This is a genomic window from Paenibacillus sp. NN59 (genome assembly GCF_057597225.1).
Genome location: NZ_CP199678.1, coordinates 2,222,745 through 2,238,993, shown reverse-complemented (window position 1 = coordinate 2,238,993; position 16,249 = coordinate 2,222,745). Strand labels below are relative to the sequence as shown.

The 16,249-nt window shown below is 44.5% G+C and carries 15 protein-coding genes; 6 read left to right on the top strand and 9 right to left on the bottom strand.

Annotated features, from left to right (window positions below):
- The first annotated feature begins 39 nt into the window (after positions 1-39).
- Positions 40-1,203: an oxalate decarboxylase family bicupin gene (locus ACT89M_RS09950; RefSeq protein WP_154886651.1), complete on the top strand. Its 1,164-nt coding sequence runs from the start codon at positions 40-42 to the stop codon at positions 1,201-1,203.
- Between the two features lie 80 nt (positions 1,204-1,283).
- On the top strand, positions 1,284-2,423 hold the full coding sequence (locus tag ACT89M_RS09945; protein ID WP_154886654.1) for a zinc-dependent alcohol dehydrogenase: 1,140 nt from the start codon (positions 1,284-1,286) through the stop codon (positions 2,421-2,423).
- Between the two features lie 179 nt (positions 2,424-2,602).
- Here ACT89M_RS09945 and ACT89M_RS09940 read toward each other — a convergent pair whose 3' ends face one another.
- The 4 genes from ACT89M_RS09940 to ACT89M_RS09925 form a co-directional block, all read right to left on the bottom strand.
- On the bottom strand, positions 2,603-3,391 hold the full coding sequence (locus tag ACT89M_RS09940) for a class I SAM-dependent methyltransferase (RefSeq protein WP_154886656.1): 789 nt from the start codon (positions 3,389-3,391) through the stop codon (positions 2,603-2,605).
- A 258-nt stretch (positions 3,392-3,649) separates the two neighbouring features.
- Positions 3,650-5,617 (bottom strand): PTS fructose transporter subunit IIABC, encoded by a 1,968-nt coding sequence (locus ACT89M_RS09935; protein ID WP_308722087.1) that lies wholly within the window; start codon positions 5,615-5,617, stop codon positions 3,650-3,652.
- Between the two features lie 67 nt (positions 5,618-5,684).
- Positions 5,685-6,596 carry a 1-phosphofructokinase gene (gene pfkB / locus ACT89M_RS09930; protein ID WP_154886658.1) on the bottom strand — a complete coding sequence of 304 codons (912 nt, stop codon included), beginning with the start codon at positions 6,594-6,596 and terminating at the stop codon, positions 5,685-5,687.
- A gap of 2 nt (positions 6,597-6,598) precedes the next feature.
- Entirely contained in the window at positions 6,599-7,345 is a 747-nt protein-coding gene (locus tag ACT89M_RS09925) for a DeoR/GlpR family DNA-binding transcription regulator (protein ID WP_090920406.1), read from the bottom strand.
- A gap of 189 nt (positions 7,346-7,534) precedes the next feature.
- Between ACT89M_RS09925 and ACT89M_RS09920 the strand changes: the two genes are divergently transcribed.
- Complete coding sequence (locus ACT89M_RS09920; protein ID WP_308722088.1) at positions 7,535-8,218, top strand: G1 family glutamic endopeptidase; 684 nt, start codon at positions 7,535-7,537, stop codon at positions 8,216-8,218.
- Positions 8,219-8,305: 87 nt separating this feature from the next.
- Here the strand turns inward: ACT89M_RS09920 and ACT89M_RS09915 are convergent, their stop codons facing one another.
- The 5 genes from ACT89M_RS09915 to ACT89M_RS09895 all read right to left on the bottom strand — a co-directional run bounded on the left by ACT89M_RS09915 (position 8,306) and on the right by ACT89M_RS09895 (position 14,288).
- On the bottom strand, positions 8,306-8,812 hold the full coding sequence (locus tag ACT89M_RS09915; protein ID WP_154886661.1) for a hypothetical protein: 507 nt from the start codon (positions 8,810-8,812) through the stop codon (positions 8,306-8,308).
- A 134-nt stretch (positions 8,813-8,946) separates the two neighbouring features.
- Positions 8,947-10,374, bottom strand: a complete 1,428-nt coding sequence (locus tag ACT89M_RS09910) for an NAD(P)-binding domain-containing protein (protein WP_308722089.1) — start codon at positions 10,372-10,374, stop codon at positions 8,947-8,949.
- Between the two features lie 367 nt (positions 10,375-10,741).
- Positions 10,742-11,593, bottom strand: a complete 852-nt coding sequence (locus ACT89M_RS09905) for a (2Fe-2S)-binding protein (protein WP_154886665.1) — start codon at positions 11,591-11,593, stop codon at positions 10,742-10,744.
- Positions 11,594-12,577 carry an ABC transporter substrate-binding protein gene (locus ACT89M_RS09900; RefSeq protein ID WP_154886667.1) on the bottom strand — a complete coding sequence of 328 codons (984 nt, stop codon included), beginning with the start codon at positions 12,575-12,577 and terminating at the stop codon, positions 11,594-11,596.
- A 109-nt stretch (positions 12,578-12,686) separates the two neighbouring features.
- Entirely contained in the window at positions 12,687-14,288 is a 1,602-nt protein-coding gene (locus ACT89M_RS09895; RefSeq protein WP_154886669.1) for an AraC family transcriptional regulator, read from the bottom strand.
- Between the two features lie 428 nt (positions 14,289-14,716).
- Here ACT89M_RS09895 and ACT89M_RS09890 point away from each other — a divergent pair, with 428 nt between their 5' ends.
- From ACT89M_RS09890 to ACT89M_RS09880, 3 genes are all read left to right on the top strand, one after another.
- A complete protein-coding gene (locus ACT89M_RS09890) occupies positions 14,717-15,136 on the top strand; it encodes a MarR family winged helix-turn-helix transcriptional regulator (protein ID WP_090920382.1) in 420 nt (139 codons plus the stop codon).
- A gap of 24 nt (positions 15,137-15,160) precedes the next feature.
- Positions 15,161-15,811, top strand: coding sequence for a nitroreductase family protein (locus ACT89M_RS09885; protein ID WP_090920378.1), 651 nt, complete (start codon positions 15,161-15,163; stop codon positions 15,809-15,811).
- Positions 15,812-15,933: 122 nt separating this feature from the next.
- Complete coding sequence (locus ACT89M_RS09880) at positions 15,934-16,230, top strand: putative quinol monooxygenase (protein ID WP_090920375.1); 297 nt, start codon at positions 15,934-15,936, stop codon at positions 16,228-16,230.
- The last annotated feature ends 19 nt before the right edge of the window (positions 16,231-16,249 follow it).

The following is a 16,249-nucleotide window of genomic DNA, read 5'->3' as shown; positions in this document are numbered from 1 at the left end:
TGACGCGGATTGCAGCGGATATCGGAAGGAGACATCAGAATGAGTAAAGAAAAACAACCCAGTGCTCAGCCGTATATTATCCCCCAACCTATTCGAAGCGACGGTGCAGGCGGCCCGGATTATGGACCAAGAGATGTGTTAAGAGACAAGCAAAATCCCGATATGCTTGTCCCCCCTAAGACAGATAATGGCTTGTTACCTAACCTCAGGATGTCCTTCTCCGACACCCATATGCAGCTCAATCACGGCGGCTGGTCACGTGAAATTACGGTACGTGACCTGCCTGTTGCCACTACGCTCGCCGGCGTGAATATGAGCCTGACTCCAGGCGGCGTCCGCGAACTGCATTGGCATCAGCAATCTGAATGGGCTTATATGATCTGGGGTACTGCGCGCATCACTTCTGTGGATCAGAACGGACGGAATTTTATCGCTGATGTGGGTCCCGGTGATCTTTGGTTTTTCCCAAAAGGACTTCCTCATTCGATTCAAGGGTTGGAGAACGGGTGTGAATTTTTATTGGTATTCGATGATGGAAGCTTCTCTGATCTGAATACATTGTCCATCTCAGACTGGTTTGCCCATACGCCACCAGAGGTACTATCCTTGAATTTTGGCGTTCCTGAATCAGCCTTCCAATCGATGCCCAAGGAACAGGTTTATATTTTTCAAGATGATGTACCTGGTTCACTTGAAAGCCAGCGCGTTCAATCCCCCTACGGAACCGTTCCTCTTCCGTTTACCTATCGTTTGCTTGCACAGGAACCTTTGATCACACCTGGAGGAAGTGTGCGCATCGTTGATTCCACCAACTTTCCGATCTCCACTACAGTCGCTGCAGCGCTAGTCGAGATCAAACCTGGGGCGATGCGTGAGCTACACTGGCACCCCAATGCCGATGAATGGCAGTACTATTTGACGGGTGAAGGCAGAATGACCGTCTTTGGTGGCAATGGGATCGCACGCACCTTTGATTACCGGGCCGGAGATGTAGGGTATGTTCCCGTTGCCATGGGGCACTATATACAAAATACCGGAAAAGACACATTATGGTTTTTGGAAATATTCCGAAGTGACCGTTTTGAGGATGTCTCTCTCAATCAATGGATGGCTCTAACACCGCGTGATCTGGTTCGAGACAATCTGAATGCTCCTCCAGAACTGCTGGATGCATTACGGAAAGTGAAGTGGCCTGTCGTATAAAATAGTATAAACCTATATCATATGCACGAAAATGGGGTAAAAGGAAGAGAACCCCACATAGACCAAGGAGGAATATGAAGATGAAAGCCGTTACGTTTCAGGGCATCAAGGACATTCAGGTGAAACAGGTCGAAGATCCGGCACTGCAACAGCATGATGACATTATCGTTCGTATTACTTCAACGGCGATCTGTGGATCGGATTTGCATATCTATCAAGGCGCGCTACCTGCTGCAAAAGACTATGTGATCGGTCATGAACCGATGGGCATTGTGGAAGAGGTCGGACCTGAGGTTACGCGAGTCAAAAAAGGGGATCGAGTCGTCCTGCCTTTTAACATCGCTTGCGGTCAATGCTTCTACTGTAACCACGATATGGAGAGTCAATGTGACAAATCCAATGGAAATCCTGATATTCATACCGGGGGGTACTTCGGGTTCACCGAGCGATATGGTGGTCATCCGGGCGGTCAGGCTGAACTGCTACGAGTGCCTTACGGCAACTTCACTCCATTTGTCATTCCCGAATCCTGTGAGCTGGAAGACGAGGCATTATTGTTCCTTTCCGACGTGTTGCCGACGGCATACTGGAGTGTTGAAAATGCTGGCGTCAAGCCTGGGGATACCGTCACTGTACTCGGCAGTGGCCCTATTGGGCTAATGACGCAAAAGTTTGCCTGGATGAAAGGAGCCAAGCGGGTTATTGCCGTGGATCGTCTGCCTTATCGACTAGATAAGGCTAAACGTATGAATGACGTAGAGGTTTTTAATTTTGAAGAGCATGATGATATGGGTGAGCATATCCGCGAGATCACTCAGGGTGGAACAGATGTTGTTATTGACTGTGTTGGCATGGATGGCAAAAAGTCCATGCTGGAAGAGATCGGTCAGAAGCTAAAACTCCATGGCGGGGCGCTGAGTGCCATCGAAATCGGCATGAAAGCCGTGCGCAAGTTTGGAACACTACAGCTTACAGGCGTATATGGCTCCTCCTATAATATGTTTCCTTTGGGAAACCTGTTTGAGCGTAACATCAACATTAAAATGGGACAAGCTCCTGTTATTCATTATATGCCCGAACTATTCCGTAAAATTACAGCCGGTGAATTTGATCCAACTGAGATTATCTCACACCGTGTATCACTGGATAACGCGAGCGAGGCTTACCGGATATTTAATGACCACGAAGATGAATGCACCAAGGTCATTTTAAAACCCTGAATGAACGAAGGAAAGCTTTGGTAATGGATACTACATTACAGGCTCATTCTTTTGGCAATACAATGAAGGCAACAAGACCAGGAATAAAAATAAAAGCAGGCTTCTCTTACAAGAGAGGTCTGCTTTTTGCTTTTGAAGTTTCTTTATTCTTTAGGATATGAACCGTGCCTCTTCCCCTCTCACACTCCACGCTTGATTGCCTGGATATACACACTTTCTCCTTCAAAGCTGAGAATTTCATCCTGCTCTTTCTCCACGATATTAAAATAACTTCTCACCTTTCCCGTCGCATGTAGCATTCTTGCTTCAAGCTCCAGCCGCCCTTCTCCAAAGAGGGATGCACGTGTGCACCAATCATCAAAATGAAATTTTTTTGCAAAAGAAACCATCGTTTCAACCCGATACCCCATACGTTCCAAAAGTCCAATCCATTCTGTTTTCCGCCATGCCCGAACATGACTTGGGTCACGCCTTTTCTCTATGTCGTTGTAGAAACGATCTAGTTCATCCTGCTCGGGAGCCACATTGTCAATAAACAATAATCGGCCACCAGGTTTGGTCACCCGATAAGCCTCGGAAACAAACGAGGATACATCCGGAAAATGATGTGCTGCAATCCGGCAGGTCACCAGATCAAAGCTATTGTCCGGAAAAGGAATATGCTCAGCATCTCCCGTTACAAAATCCACATTTTCATGACCATTGCCCTGGATAAAACGTGCAGCCACCTCTAACATTCCTTCAGTCAGATCGAGGGCTGTCACGCGACTTACCAGCGGAGCAAGCGCATTCGCGACATGTCCTCCACCCGTTGCTATATCCAGCACACTCATATGTTCTGCCGCCTGAGATGATGCAACGAGCAACGCAAGGTCCTCACCTTGTGCATGAATTTCACTTGTGACATAATGCTCGGCATTCTGAGAAAATTGCTTCCGCATCTGATTTTTGATCTGATCCTTCTCCATTTTGATTCCTCCTCTTTCTCTCGGACATATCTTACGAATATATCCTTGATTTTACTTTCCGTCATCCCCAAAGTTCCATCTAGTGAAACCGAGTTTCATTTAGTCTAGAATCATCATATCATACCCCCTCTCCAAACGAAACAAAAAACACAAAAAAACATCCCTTCAATGAAAATTTCACTGGAGGGATGCCTAGAGTTGATAATCGTTTTACCATTGGTACAGCAAGTTCACCTGAACTTACATTAACCTAATTTATTATTTAACAAGTGTAGGTGATTTTTTCCACAATCCCAGAATGAGACCCGAGATGACAGAACCAATCGCAACAGCCAGCAGGAAGAGCAATGCATGGTTAGCCAGTGCCGCTGCGAAAATACCACCGTGTGGAGCTGGAACGTTAATGCTCCACAGCTGAGTAAGTCCACCTGCTACCGCAGAACCAATAATACAGGAGGTCAGTACACGAAGCGGGTCAGCCGCTGCAAATGGAATTGCACCTTCTGTAATAAAGGAAAGACCGAGTACATAGTTTGTTAGACCGGATTTACGCTCTTGCTCCGTGAATTTGGATTTAAAGAACGTTGTTGCAAGGGCAATCGCCAGTGGAGGAGCCATACCGCCTGCCATAACCGCTGCCATCCATGCCCCGTCTGTATTTCCGCTGGATGTAAATACGCCAATCGCAAAGGTATAAGCCGCTTTGTTAAACGGACCACCCATATCAATCGCCATCATGCCGCCGAGCAGCAAACCAAGCAATACCTTGTTACCTGTTCCCAGATTACCGAGTGCATCTACAAGCCATGTGTTCAAAGCTCCGAAAACCGGATCAAAAATGTAATAAGCAATCGTACCAACGATCAGCAAACCAAGAACCGGATAGAGCAGGATCGGTTTCAAGCCGTCAATGGCTTTGGGCAGGCCTTTTAGCGCTTTACGCAGACCAATGACCACATAACCCGCAAGGAAACCGGCAGCTAAACCACCAAGGAAACCGGCATTGGAGTTTACAGCCATCAATCCACCAACCATACCAGGCATCAGGGCTGGGCGGTCACCAATACTCATCGCAATGAATCCCGCAAGCACAGGAATCAAGAAGTGGAATGCTCCTTCGCCACCAATTGTTTGCAGCAGTTTAAAAATCGGATTGTCAGAACCTCCAAGCTGTTCAACCAAGAAAGAAATAGCAAGCAGTATACCACCGCCGACAACGAATGGCAGCATGTGTGAAATCCCGTTCATCAAATCTTTGTAAATTTTGCTTCCTACGCTTATCTTGCTATCGCCTGCACCTTCATCCTTCGCGCTGCTACCTTGGCTGCGATAGATTGGTGCATCGCCGTTGACCGCTTTGCGGATCAGTTCTTCGGATTTACGGATACCGTCACTTACCGGTCTTTGCAACACAGGTTTACCGTCAAAACGAGCCATCTCGACGTTTTTGTCAGCTGCAATGATAACCCCTTTGGCACGAGCGATCTCGTCAGCTGTCAATACGTTTTGTGCGCCTTCGGAACCGTTGGTCTCAACACGAATGTTGATGCCCATCTCTTGGGCTTTTTTCTTCAAAGCATCCTCAGCCATAAATGTATGGGCAATCCCCGTTGGACATGCTGTAACAGCAACAACAAATTCTTCTGTATTTGCGTTTCCAACAATGACACCGGAGTTGTTTTTCACGTTGTTAGCACCACTTTCAGTCGAAGATGCTTGTGCTACTCTCTCTGCTTTAGCCTTCTCTTTCGCAGCTTCCTTCTCCGCAGCTTCAGCTTGTTTCGCATCAAACAAAGCGCTAACTTCTTGCGGCGTATTCGTGTTCATCAGCTCAGCGATGAAATCGCTATCAACCAACAGCCTTGAAAGAGCCGCTAGTGTGCGGAGATGTGTATTGCCTGCGCCTTCTGGTGCTGCAATCATGAAGAAGATATGAGCAGGCTCGTCATCCAATGCTTCAAAGTCCAAACCCTGTTTACTTTTTGCAAAAACGACCGTTGGTTCATTGACCGCTTTGGTTTTTGCGTGTGGCATAGCAATACCGCCGCCGATGCCAGTGCTGGACTCGGCTTCTCTTTTGTAGATCATTTCTTTAAACAATGCTGGATCATTAATACGTCCACTCTGGTTAAGACTTGCAATCAGTTCGTCGATCGCCTCGTCTTTGGTTGTTGCTTGCAGATCCATAATCATCGTTTCCTGGATCATTAAGTCAGTGATTTTCATCTTGGAACACTCCCTTAAGTTCGGTCGGCCTGCACATGGCAGGCCTTATATCAGTTATTCAAGGTAATTAAAGCGTTGTAATCGTCACCTGATTACGCAATTCGTCAATAAACTCACGTGTAGCGAGGTCATCTGAGAAGGCTGTCGCACTGCCGGAAGCTACCCCTGTACGGAATGCTTCAAGCAAGTCTCCTTGCAACACATAGGTACCAACAAATCCGCCAATCATCGAATCACCAGCACCAACGGAATTTTTCACAGTCCCTTTAGGTACAGTTGCGTGATAGACATTCTTCTCGGTGATGAACAATGCTCCTTCTCCAGCCATAGAGATCAACACATGCTTGGCACCTGCTTCGAGCAATTTACGTCCGTAAGAAACCAATTCCTCACGTGTTTCGATGGTTACGCCAAACAATTCAGCTAGTTCATGATGGTTCGGCTTCACCAGCAACGGTTGGTGAACGAGTGCTTCCATCAGAGCAGGCCCTGTTGTATCAATAACAAACTCGGCTTCTGTCTGTTTGCATACATGAATGAGCCGATCATAGAAATCTGAACCAAGTGATGGCGGAACGCTACCAGAGAGAATGACGATATCTCCTTTTTGCAAGGAAGATAGTTTATTCAGTAATTGCTCTGCCTCTTCTGTACGAATCGCTGGTCCAAGACCGTTAATTTCTGTCTCATCCCCGTGCTTCAGCTTAATGTTGATGCGAGTATCATCTGCAATGGTGACAAAATCCGTTTGAATCGCATCCTCCTGCAACTTGTCATTGATGAAACGTCCCGTGAACCCACCCAAAAATCCGATAGCTGTGTTCGCAGCACCGAGTTGATTCAGAATTCTGGAAACGTTAATGCCTTTCCCGCCAGGTAATTTCAAATCCCGATTCATGCGGTTAAGTCCGCCGAGCTTCAAATCGTGCACTTCGACGATGTAATCAATGGACGGGTTGAGTGTTATCGTATATATCATCGCTATCCCTCAATTATTTTAGTTTTCTGGGTGATTACTGCACGCCAATGTTCAGGCATTCGCTCCGTAATCAAATCTGCCTCCTCCAAATCAAACAATTTGGCAAAAGTAATATCCCCGATTTTGCTGGAATCAGCCAGCACATAAGATTTCCCTGACAATTGATGTGCACGCCTCTTAATCAAGGCTTCCTCTGGATCAGGAGTTGTATACCCCATTTCCGGATCTACTCCGTTACTTCCTAGAAAACACTTGTCAAATCGGAAATTGTCCATGTTCTGTAGCGCGATACTGCCGATCACCGCTTTGGTATGAATTTTCATCATGCCACCCAGCAAGTAACTGCGAATTCGTTTGCTTACCAGCGCCTCCACATGGGATAGTCCATTGGTGACCACGGTTACATCCCTAGCTTCTATAAAAGGGATCATAGCGAGTGTTGTTGTGCCGGCATCTAGATAAATGCACTCCCCGTTCTGGATTTCCTGCGCTGCCAGGCGGGCAATCACTGTCTTCTGTTGAATGTTTTTGAACGTTTTTTCCTCCATGCCTGGTTCTAATGACTTTTCATTCACCAGTGAAGCACCACCATGAATACGTTTGAGCATCTGACGGCTTTCCAAATCAATCAAATCTCTTCTAATCGTGGATTCAGAAACACCCAACACATCAACAAGCTCTTGCAACTTCACAATTCCCTGTAAATGTAAGCGCTCTACAATTGCAGCATATCGTTCTTCAGTCAGCATATGCATTCCTCCAACTGCTTCTATAGTATCATAAATTCCGTAAAAAACAATCGTTTTCATTCAAAAGAATTCGAAAACCTTCAAAAACTTTCACCGTTCGACTTATTTTCTTGTCCAAGTGTCCCTATCCAATAGTCCATAGTACGCATCTGATAACCTAGTCCCTACAACGGAGAGGTGATGACTTCAATGTCAGACCGTACGATCAAACGACGGAAACCCTGTGTGTTACATCCAACCAAAGAATCTTCACGCCCGCGTTCGGGCTGGATTTCCTTCAATTGGAGCGGTTACGCAAAAAGAAAAACAACTCATCCCTATAGGCGGATTTCTGCTGATTGGACTGTACCATATGTTCTGCCTTCCTCCCGCAATTCGTATTCCTCTGCATGGATTGGCATTGACGGCTTCGCAAACACAGATCTGATTCAGACGGGAACAGCCCACGATTGGATACAAGGCAAACCCGTCTATTATGCCTGGTGGGAGATTCTTCCGGCAACCGAAACCATGATTCCCAACCCAGTAAGCCCAGGTGACTGCATGCGCGGTATCATTACGAAGTTAACTCGCCATTCCTGGTGCATTAGCTTGATCAACCTCACTAAAGGCTGGACTTTCCGAACTATTCAACGATATACAGGCCCTCAAAGCTCTGCCGAATGGATCGTTGAGGCTCCCTCCGTAGGTGGTTCCATTGCCTCCATGTCTCGTCTTAGTCCAGTTGCTTTCAGAAACTGTCGTCTGAACGGCCGCCCTCCTGCCTTATGTATCAGAGATAAAGGAATCCTGATTCAGGGCCAGCGTATCTTATCGATACCTGGATCTCCCAATTGTTGCAGAGATGGATTTGTAGTTCGTCGTGCTCATTAAGACTTGTCATTAAAAATCCTGCAACAACCGCCGCTTCTGGTGGCAGTGCTGCAGGATTTTGACGTTTTTGTATAATACGGCTTATTTCTACAATAACTCCGCGCTTTCCACTTCTGGTTTGGGTTTGAGCCATTTTCCTTCTTCGTTAATAAAAGCACCCTTGAATCTTCCCATCTCCAGTTGCTCGATTAGCTTCTCCTCATCCGTTGTCAGGATCTCAATTAACTGTTCCAGGGTGTAATATTCATCAGGGTCATAATCCATCAAGATGGGGACAGCAGTATCATATAATTCACGGATCAGATTCTCGAAAGAAAGCCGCCCAAGATTGGGCATCTGCCGATAGACCTGTAATGGTTGGGACACCATATTACGGAATGATTTGTTCTCAAGGTTCATCCACAACGTATTACAGGCTTGCACACTCATATAATTTTGCTCCACATCATAGAACTGTACTTCCTCAATTTTCATAAATTTCTCTTGAAATGCCACAATTTTAATTAGAGGTACATTGCGTATACGTGATGCCTTTTTCACATGAGCCCTGAATTGCTCATAATTCATTTGTTTTATTTGTTTCTTTTGTTCCATTTTTTATCCCTGCCTTTAACATGATCCAAACGACATTTTACAATAAATCGACACCGAGTGTAAGTCACAATGTAAAAAAACAAAAAAAAACGTACAGCATCCCCTCGCTGCACGAAATATATCATATGATCGCCTCAGCCAAGAACCCGGCGTTTCACCCATATCTCCGTAAATTCCAGCTCATTGTAATCATAAAACCCACGAAGTGTCTCCTCCCGGTCATCGAGGAACAATTGATCAGCTATACCTGCAACCAGTTTGGGGATGGCACTTCTGGTGCCCGATATCGCTGAAGCAGACAATCCACAACTGGCCAGTGCAGAATAATTGAATATAAACAAGCCATGCAGTAGCGTTTTTCCCTGTTCACTTTTACTGGTCATTGCAAATCCAGGGCTTAAAAAGGGGTGTGCATCAAGTAGCACATTTCGAACTTCCAGCGGGGCTTCGTAACAATCTTGCCAGCGAGCAATGTGCTGTTCCACGAGTTGCAGTTCGGGACGGAGAGCGGGATCGCTGAGCAGACCTGTGCTTACAATAAGAAAATCAAACGTATAACTTCCATGTGCCGTTTCAACCTTTGCTCCTTGATCCGTAGCTTGCACGCTTAACCATGGTGAGTCCAGATGCAACTCGAATCCAGGCCAAGATGCGGCCCGGTTGAACGTATCATTGGTAGGTGGCTGATTATATTTGAAAAAGTGAGATATCACCTGATACTTATCAGCTATAGGTAAAGCGTGAAACCGCTCGATCATGCCGGATTGTTCCATTTGGCGAATCGGATTGACTCGTGGTAATTGTTCACGTCTGACAAAAACATGAGCTTCAGCCACACCTGAGGCTAGCGCGTGGTTTGCATTATCAAAAGCTGAGGCTCCACCGCCGAGCACTGCAACCTTTTTTCCTTTTAACCGTTCAAAATCAATCATTTCTGAAGTATGGGCATACAACTCTCGCGGCAGATGATCTGAGATCAGTGAGGGTACATGCCACTCGCCGCCTCCTTGAATACCCGTTGCAAGCACAACTTTCCGAGCCAAAATGTGCTTTTCACGAATTCCTAGTTCGGTTACATGTAGACGATGAATTCCATCCTGCCCAGGTTCAATGAGGTCTAACTTAACTTCGTTCTGTACTGGAAGGTCCAGGATTTCCCGATACCAACGCAAATAATTCATCCAGTCACTGCGAGGAATTTTATCGATCTTCTGCCATCCCTCAACACCCTCCTGAGCCTCCCACCATGCACGAAACGTCAGAGAGGGAATACCCAGATCAATGGAAGTTAGATGTTTCGGCGTCCGCAACGTTACCATCCGTGCATAAGTTTCCCATGGCCCTTCTTGCCCTTCCACATTTTCGTCGATGATCAGAATATTCGAGATCCGTTCGCGCAAAAGTCCAAATGCAGCCCCAAGGCCACTCTGTCCACCGCCTACAATAACAACATCATAGACATGCCCCTCTGCGTGCTCTCTTGTACGAACCCAGCTGGTACCTCCAAAACATAAATACGCTAAATCATGCTTCACACGTTCATTCAAAGCTTCGAGGCCCATACTTCACCAACCCTTTCATGATCTATCTAGAACAGGCTCCGTTGCATTCATACATATTTATCTCTAGGTTGCATTGCAATATCCGAATAGAATTAGCGTTATTATATGAGTTGAAATCCAGTAGGGGAAGCTAACAGAAACGTAATTGTCATTCAACCTAAAAAAGTTAGGTATACTTGTTTCCTCATACTAAAGAAAATTACTATGTTTAAAATTTGCGCTGAGATACTCTTTATTCTTTGAAGATCACTTGCGCTCTTGTCAGGGTATACCACTCATAAAAACAACTCTCTCTAACGCAAAAAAACAGCTACCTTCGGAGATTAAAATACACCGACTGTAACTGTATTTTTATAAAACAAATTCTTTAATCATCCGATTTCAAAAGCATGCGCCATCGCGATTCTGAATCTAGTTTTGGACAAGTGTTACAATAGCCGTGGGCAGAACTGCCGCTACCCACTTGATACGCCAGACAGCAATACCTGCGGATCAGAAGCTGAGGGCCCTGCCATTCCGGATGTTCAAAGCGTTGTAACCGAGTGAAAAATGTATTATCGGTTGACTCCTCTAGCCATACATGTGCATCATGCTTAATGAGCTCAAGACGCTTATCCGTCTTCCATATCGCGTGATCTTCGATCGCTTGTGTAAATAATTGTTGTACATTATGCGCCACCAGTTCATTCATAACCCTTATGCTTGCTCCTGTTGCCGCAGCAACTGATTGGAAAATACGTCCCAAGTGTAGCTGTAAACGATCCCGTAGCATACTAATTTCTGTCCTGCGTTGAGCCAAAACCTCACTAGTTGGAGCTACATTTGCCCCAATCCCCAGTCCTGAACCATTATCCAGACTTCTTTCCAACCGAGTCTCATAGCGCATGCCGCCCGTGCCATTCAATACGAATCGTACAACATTATCCTCGATATTTAGAACAGTATCGTATAAACTGCAAGCTGAGATTACAGCCATAACCCATACCGAATATCGCTTGGCAAAAAGGGTACCCACCGCCACACTTCCTGTGCCGCCTTGATCGAGTCCTTGTTGTATGGCTTGTTGGTGTAATATCAAGTCTCTCTTCTCATCATGTAGCAAGTCACCGGCAGCAAAAACATAGGTGGAAGAATCATCGGCCCCACGGATACTCGTCACAAAAGACGATTCCAAAACAGCCACCATCTCTTCACGGTCATTCCCTGAATAAAGTACCATCTATTGAATCATATCTTTAATTTCATTTAATATTTCGATTCGTCCTATAGCTCCCCATCCTTTAAACAACCAGAAGGAATCGGTTTGATAGACCTGACCAGTTACAACAGCCGGGACGTTTTTCCAAAGTGAGCTTTCTTTCATCTTACTTAAATAATCCTGGGCATTAGGATCTGCTTCAAGCACAACATAATTGGCATCGATATCTGCTATCTTCTCCATAGACAGATCCTCACGTTGTTCTGCAGGTGTCACTGCAGAAGGTTCAAACCCAAGATCATGATACAAGAGCGTGTTGGTTGGGTGACCTGTTGCCGCATAAATCTGCAGGTTCTTCTCCCTTACTCTTAGGTAAGCCAGTTTTTTCTGATCCAATTGCTCTATTTTAGCTTTAAGTTGATCGGCTTGTTGCTCTACTTCCGCGATTTTTTCTTTGGCCAGATCAACCTTGTTGTACATTCCAGCAATAGTCAGTAAATCTTGAGTCCAATACTCTGTATCGCCGTTGTAATCCATCCAATCGTCACCTAATACAATCGTAGGAGCAATTTTCTCCAACTGATCATATGAATTTTCAGCTGTTCGACTCTCAATTACAATCACATCCGGATCAATCTGAACAATGGCCTCAAGGTTGGGACTATCTGCCGAACCTACCGTTGGAACCCCTTGAAGCTGATCTGCCAGATAAGGCAAGTAATCTCCACCGTAGCGTATTTCTACATTAACACCAGCAGGTTTCTCACCAATGGTAAGCATGTGATCAATATAAGCAGCAGATAACACAACCATACGCTCTATTTTTTTGGGTACAACCGAAGTACCCTTTAGGTGTTTAATTGTTTGTGTGCTCTTGTCTTCCACCGTGGTTGCCTTTTTTGAAGATGTTGCATCTGTTGCTTCCGTTGTCGACTTACCACATGCTACTAGAACGAGCATGAGCAGGGACAACAAGATCATATAGGCTGTTCTCTGTCTTAGCATTTCTTTTTAATTCCCCTTCTCTACTTAATAATAATAATCATTATCATTATGGTAGAAAAAAGCAAACAAGCTTTCCATGGATTATTCCACTCTCTTTACGTGTAAAATATCACCCTACGGTAACACCAAGCTGCTTGGCCACATACTTCATAGCTCTTACACGCCCGGTTGGACCCAGCGTTTGGAAGAACATATCCCCTGCATCATAAACATGACCTTCCTGTACAGCCTTCGATGTTATCCATCCATCAGATTTCATCAAACGTTGAAATTGAGTTCTCGCTTCTGCTGTAGGATCCACCATAACAAATAGATGATCCGCGTTGTATAGCTGTACATCATTGATGTTCATCTCCACAGCCCACTGTTCGCTTGGGTAATTCTCTGGCATATGTAATCCCATATCATCATACAGCAAGGAACCGGTCTGATTATGCAATCCATACATCCGATAGAATTCGGAGGAAACGCGGATAAACATTGCCGACTGCTTTCCCCATTCGGAGTGAATACGATTTTGAAGAACATGGCTTAAATCCGCATGCTGTTCAATCCAGCGAATAGCATATTCATTCCGTCCCATGATATTTGCCATATAAAGCAAACTTTTGCCTACTTGATTCGTGTGTTTAAGGATAGCCGTAGGAGCAATATGATGCAGAGATTCATTCGGTTCCATACGGTCACTCGTAATGATTAAATCTGGCCGCAATCCCTTCAACTTATCATAGTTCTGACCGGAACTGTCCAGAATAAGTCCTTGAGGAGAATCGGCTTGATGTGCAGGCATAAGGGTAGGATGAGTCACTCTCTGAACATAAGATAAAGCAGACACAGGTTCCAACCCGAGTGTTAGAACAACATCATCCAGTCCATAGTATAATGTTGCAATACGGTTAACTTTATTTTTCATATAAAACGTTGGAGCAACACCTTCATTTTTTTTAAATACCCGGCTGAAATAGTGCTCGTCCTTGTATCCGACCTGCTCCGCGATCATCTTGATTTTATCTGTAGAAAACAATAGCTGTTTGGCCCGAGTCATCCGTTGTTTCTGAATATAATCCATCGGTGTTATCCCAAACTGACGTTTGAATGTTCTTATAAAATGATTCACACTAAGCCCTGCAAGGCGGGCCATGTCATGCATTCGAATGTCCTTCGTATAGTGATGTGTCATATAATCTATGGCCAAGTCCATTGCAACATGAGGTTGAACAAACGATTTAACATTAGTCATCAACTGAATTAGTAGCTGGTGCAAAAGATATTTCTTGCCTATGTTATCCGATTCGGCTGCAGCGAAGTTTGTATAGATGAATTGATCCATCATTTCTTGAATATCTCGTCTATTGGTTGGAAGGTGAAGCTTACCCGTAATTGGAAAATCAAGCGGCTTCGTGTGCCAAACATTGTTTGTTCGGACAAGTTCAACACCGGAAAATAAGATTAGTTGCACTCGGACAGGGGCTTCAATATCTGTCTGTAACTCCACGTGCATGCCTGGACTAAGCACAAACCAATCGTCACGGGACAACGTATGCATTACGTTATCAATTGTCAAAGTCCCTTTGCCATCCATTACTCTGCATACGGCGAATCTTTTCCATACCCTGTGCTGGGCTTCTCCTGAAATACCGACATATTGGCAGATATGAACAGATGAAAGATATAATTGCTCCAGTCGTTTAATCCAGTCATTCCTCTCCATGATAACTCCCTTTCCATATGGTAAGCCGCTACTTCTCACCAAATTAATTATCTAATTTACTCTTCATCAACAAAATCCGACACTTTTTTATTTTCATTATAGTTTGAATGATAATAATTCTCAATAAAACTCAAACCGAGTTAAATTATCCTTTTAGGGACAACCTATATTATTAACCTCTCCTTTTTATGAATATCTACGTTAAGATAGGTTCTGAAAAAATCTATTTTTTCTTTTTTTCAACCTGTTGCATTCTCATCTATGACATGTTATATTAATTGAGCCATCAATGATTGACGTATCAACTATTGATCCATCAACGATTGAGAGAGCTACAGAATCATGAAGCAATGGCATTGTATACTGGCAACTTTAATTATTTGTTAACATACGCCGTTGTTGATTGGATTCACCCGGGAGGTCTAGTCATGACACGTATGGTTTCCAAAGAAGAGCAGATCATTAATCTGCTGAATGTACTGGGGAACAAAATCAGTCCCAAGTTTGAACGCTGTACCGGGATCAGTTCCTCTCGCTTTGAAATTCTGCACGAGCTGGATCAGGTAGATGAGATCAACCAATCTATGCTCCAGAAAATCATTAACATCGATAGTGCTGCCATTACTCGCCACTTGAAACAACTTGAAGCTGACCTCATGGTTACAAGACGCAAAAATCCTGAGGATAATCGGGTGACTTTTGTTCGTCTCACGGATCATGGGCGCAAACAGATTGAAGGATATAAAGCAGAGAAAACCAACTATATTCATCAGATTCTGGATGGTTTCAGTGAAGATGAGATTCAGGCACTGGCCGATTTCTTGGAACGTATGCAAAACAATTTTTAAACCATATATAGAGGAGAGATTTCCATGTCTACAACACAAAGCAAATTCCAAAAAACAAATGATTTTAACGAAATTACGTACGGTCGTCGTTCCGTCAAATTGTATGATCCAGAAGTGAAAATCAGCCGTGAAGAAATGACTGAAATTTTGGCAGAAGCTTCTCGCGCTCCATCTTCCGTAAACATGCAACCTTGGCGTTTCCTTGTTGTTGATACACCTGAAGGCAAAGAAAAGCTCGCACCACTTGCAAAATTCAACCAAAATCAAGTGCTGACTTCTGCTGCTGTTATCGGTGTGTTTATTGATATGAAAAACGGTGAGTACTTGGAAGAGATTTTTGGTAAAGCTGTGGAGCATGGATTTATGCCAAAAGAAATCGCTGAACAACAAGTTAAAGTGGTTAAACCTTATTACGACAATATGCCTGCTTCCGATCTGCGTGACGTTAACCTGATCGATGCTGGTCTGGCTTCCATGCAATTGATGTTGGCTGCACGTGCTCACGGTTACGATACAAACCCAATTGGCGGATACGAAAAAGCTCAAATCGCTGAAACATTCGGCATGGATAAAGACCGTTATCAACCGGTTATGCTGATCTCGATTGGTAAATCTGCCAAAGAAGGTCACCCATCTTACCGTCTGCCTGTAGATACGATCACAACTTGGGCTTAAGCGAGTACAACCGCTTTTATTATAAATTGCTCAATCTGCTTCTTAAGATGAAACACATAACGTTATTGTCTTGTATTGATTAAATCTTTTTGTAAACATACAACTATCTGGAGGTCACAACTATGATTATCATTCATGCACATTTGCAAGTACAAGCCGCTCAAGAGCAAGCTTTCTTGGCTGCTGCCAAAGAACTGATCGCTGCGACACGTCAAGAAGAAGGCAACATCAGCTATGATCTGGTGAAAAGCACAGAACGTGAGCAAAGCTACACGATGATCGAGCTGTGGAAAGATGAGCCAGCAACCGCTGCTCACAACTCTAGTGCTCACTTCCTGGCCTTTGTTCAACAAGCTGCGGCATTCATGGCTGCACCAATGAACGTTGAAGTGTTTGCCGGCGAAGCTGTTAAACAATAATACAACTAAAAGGAACCGT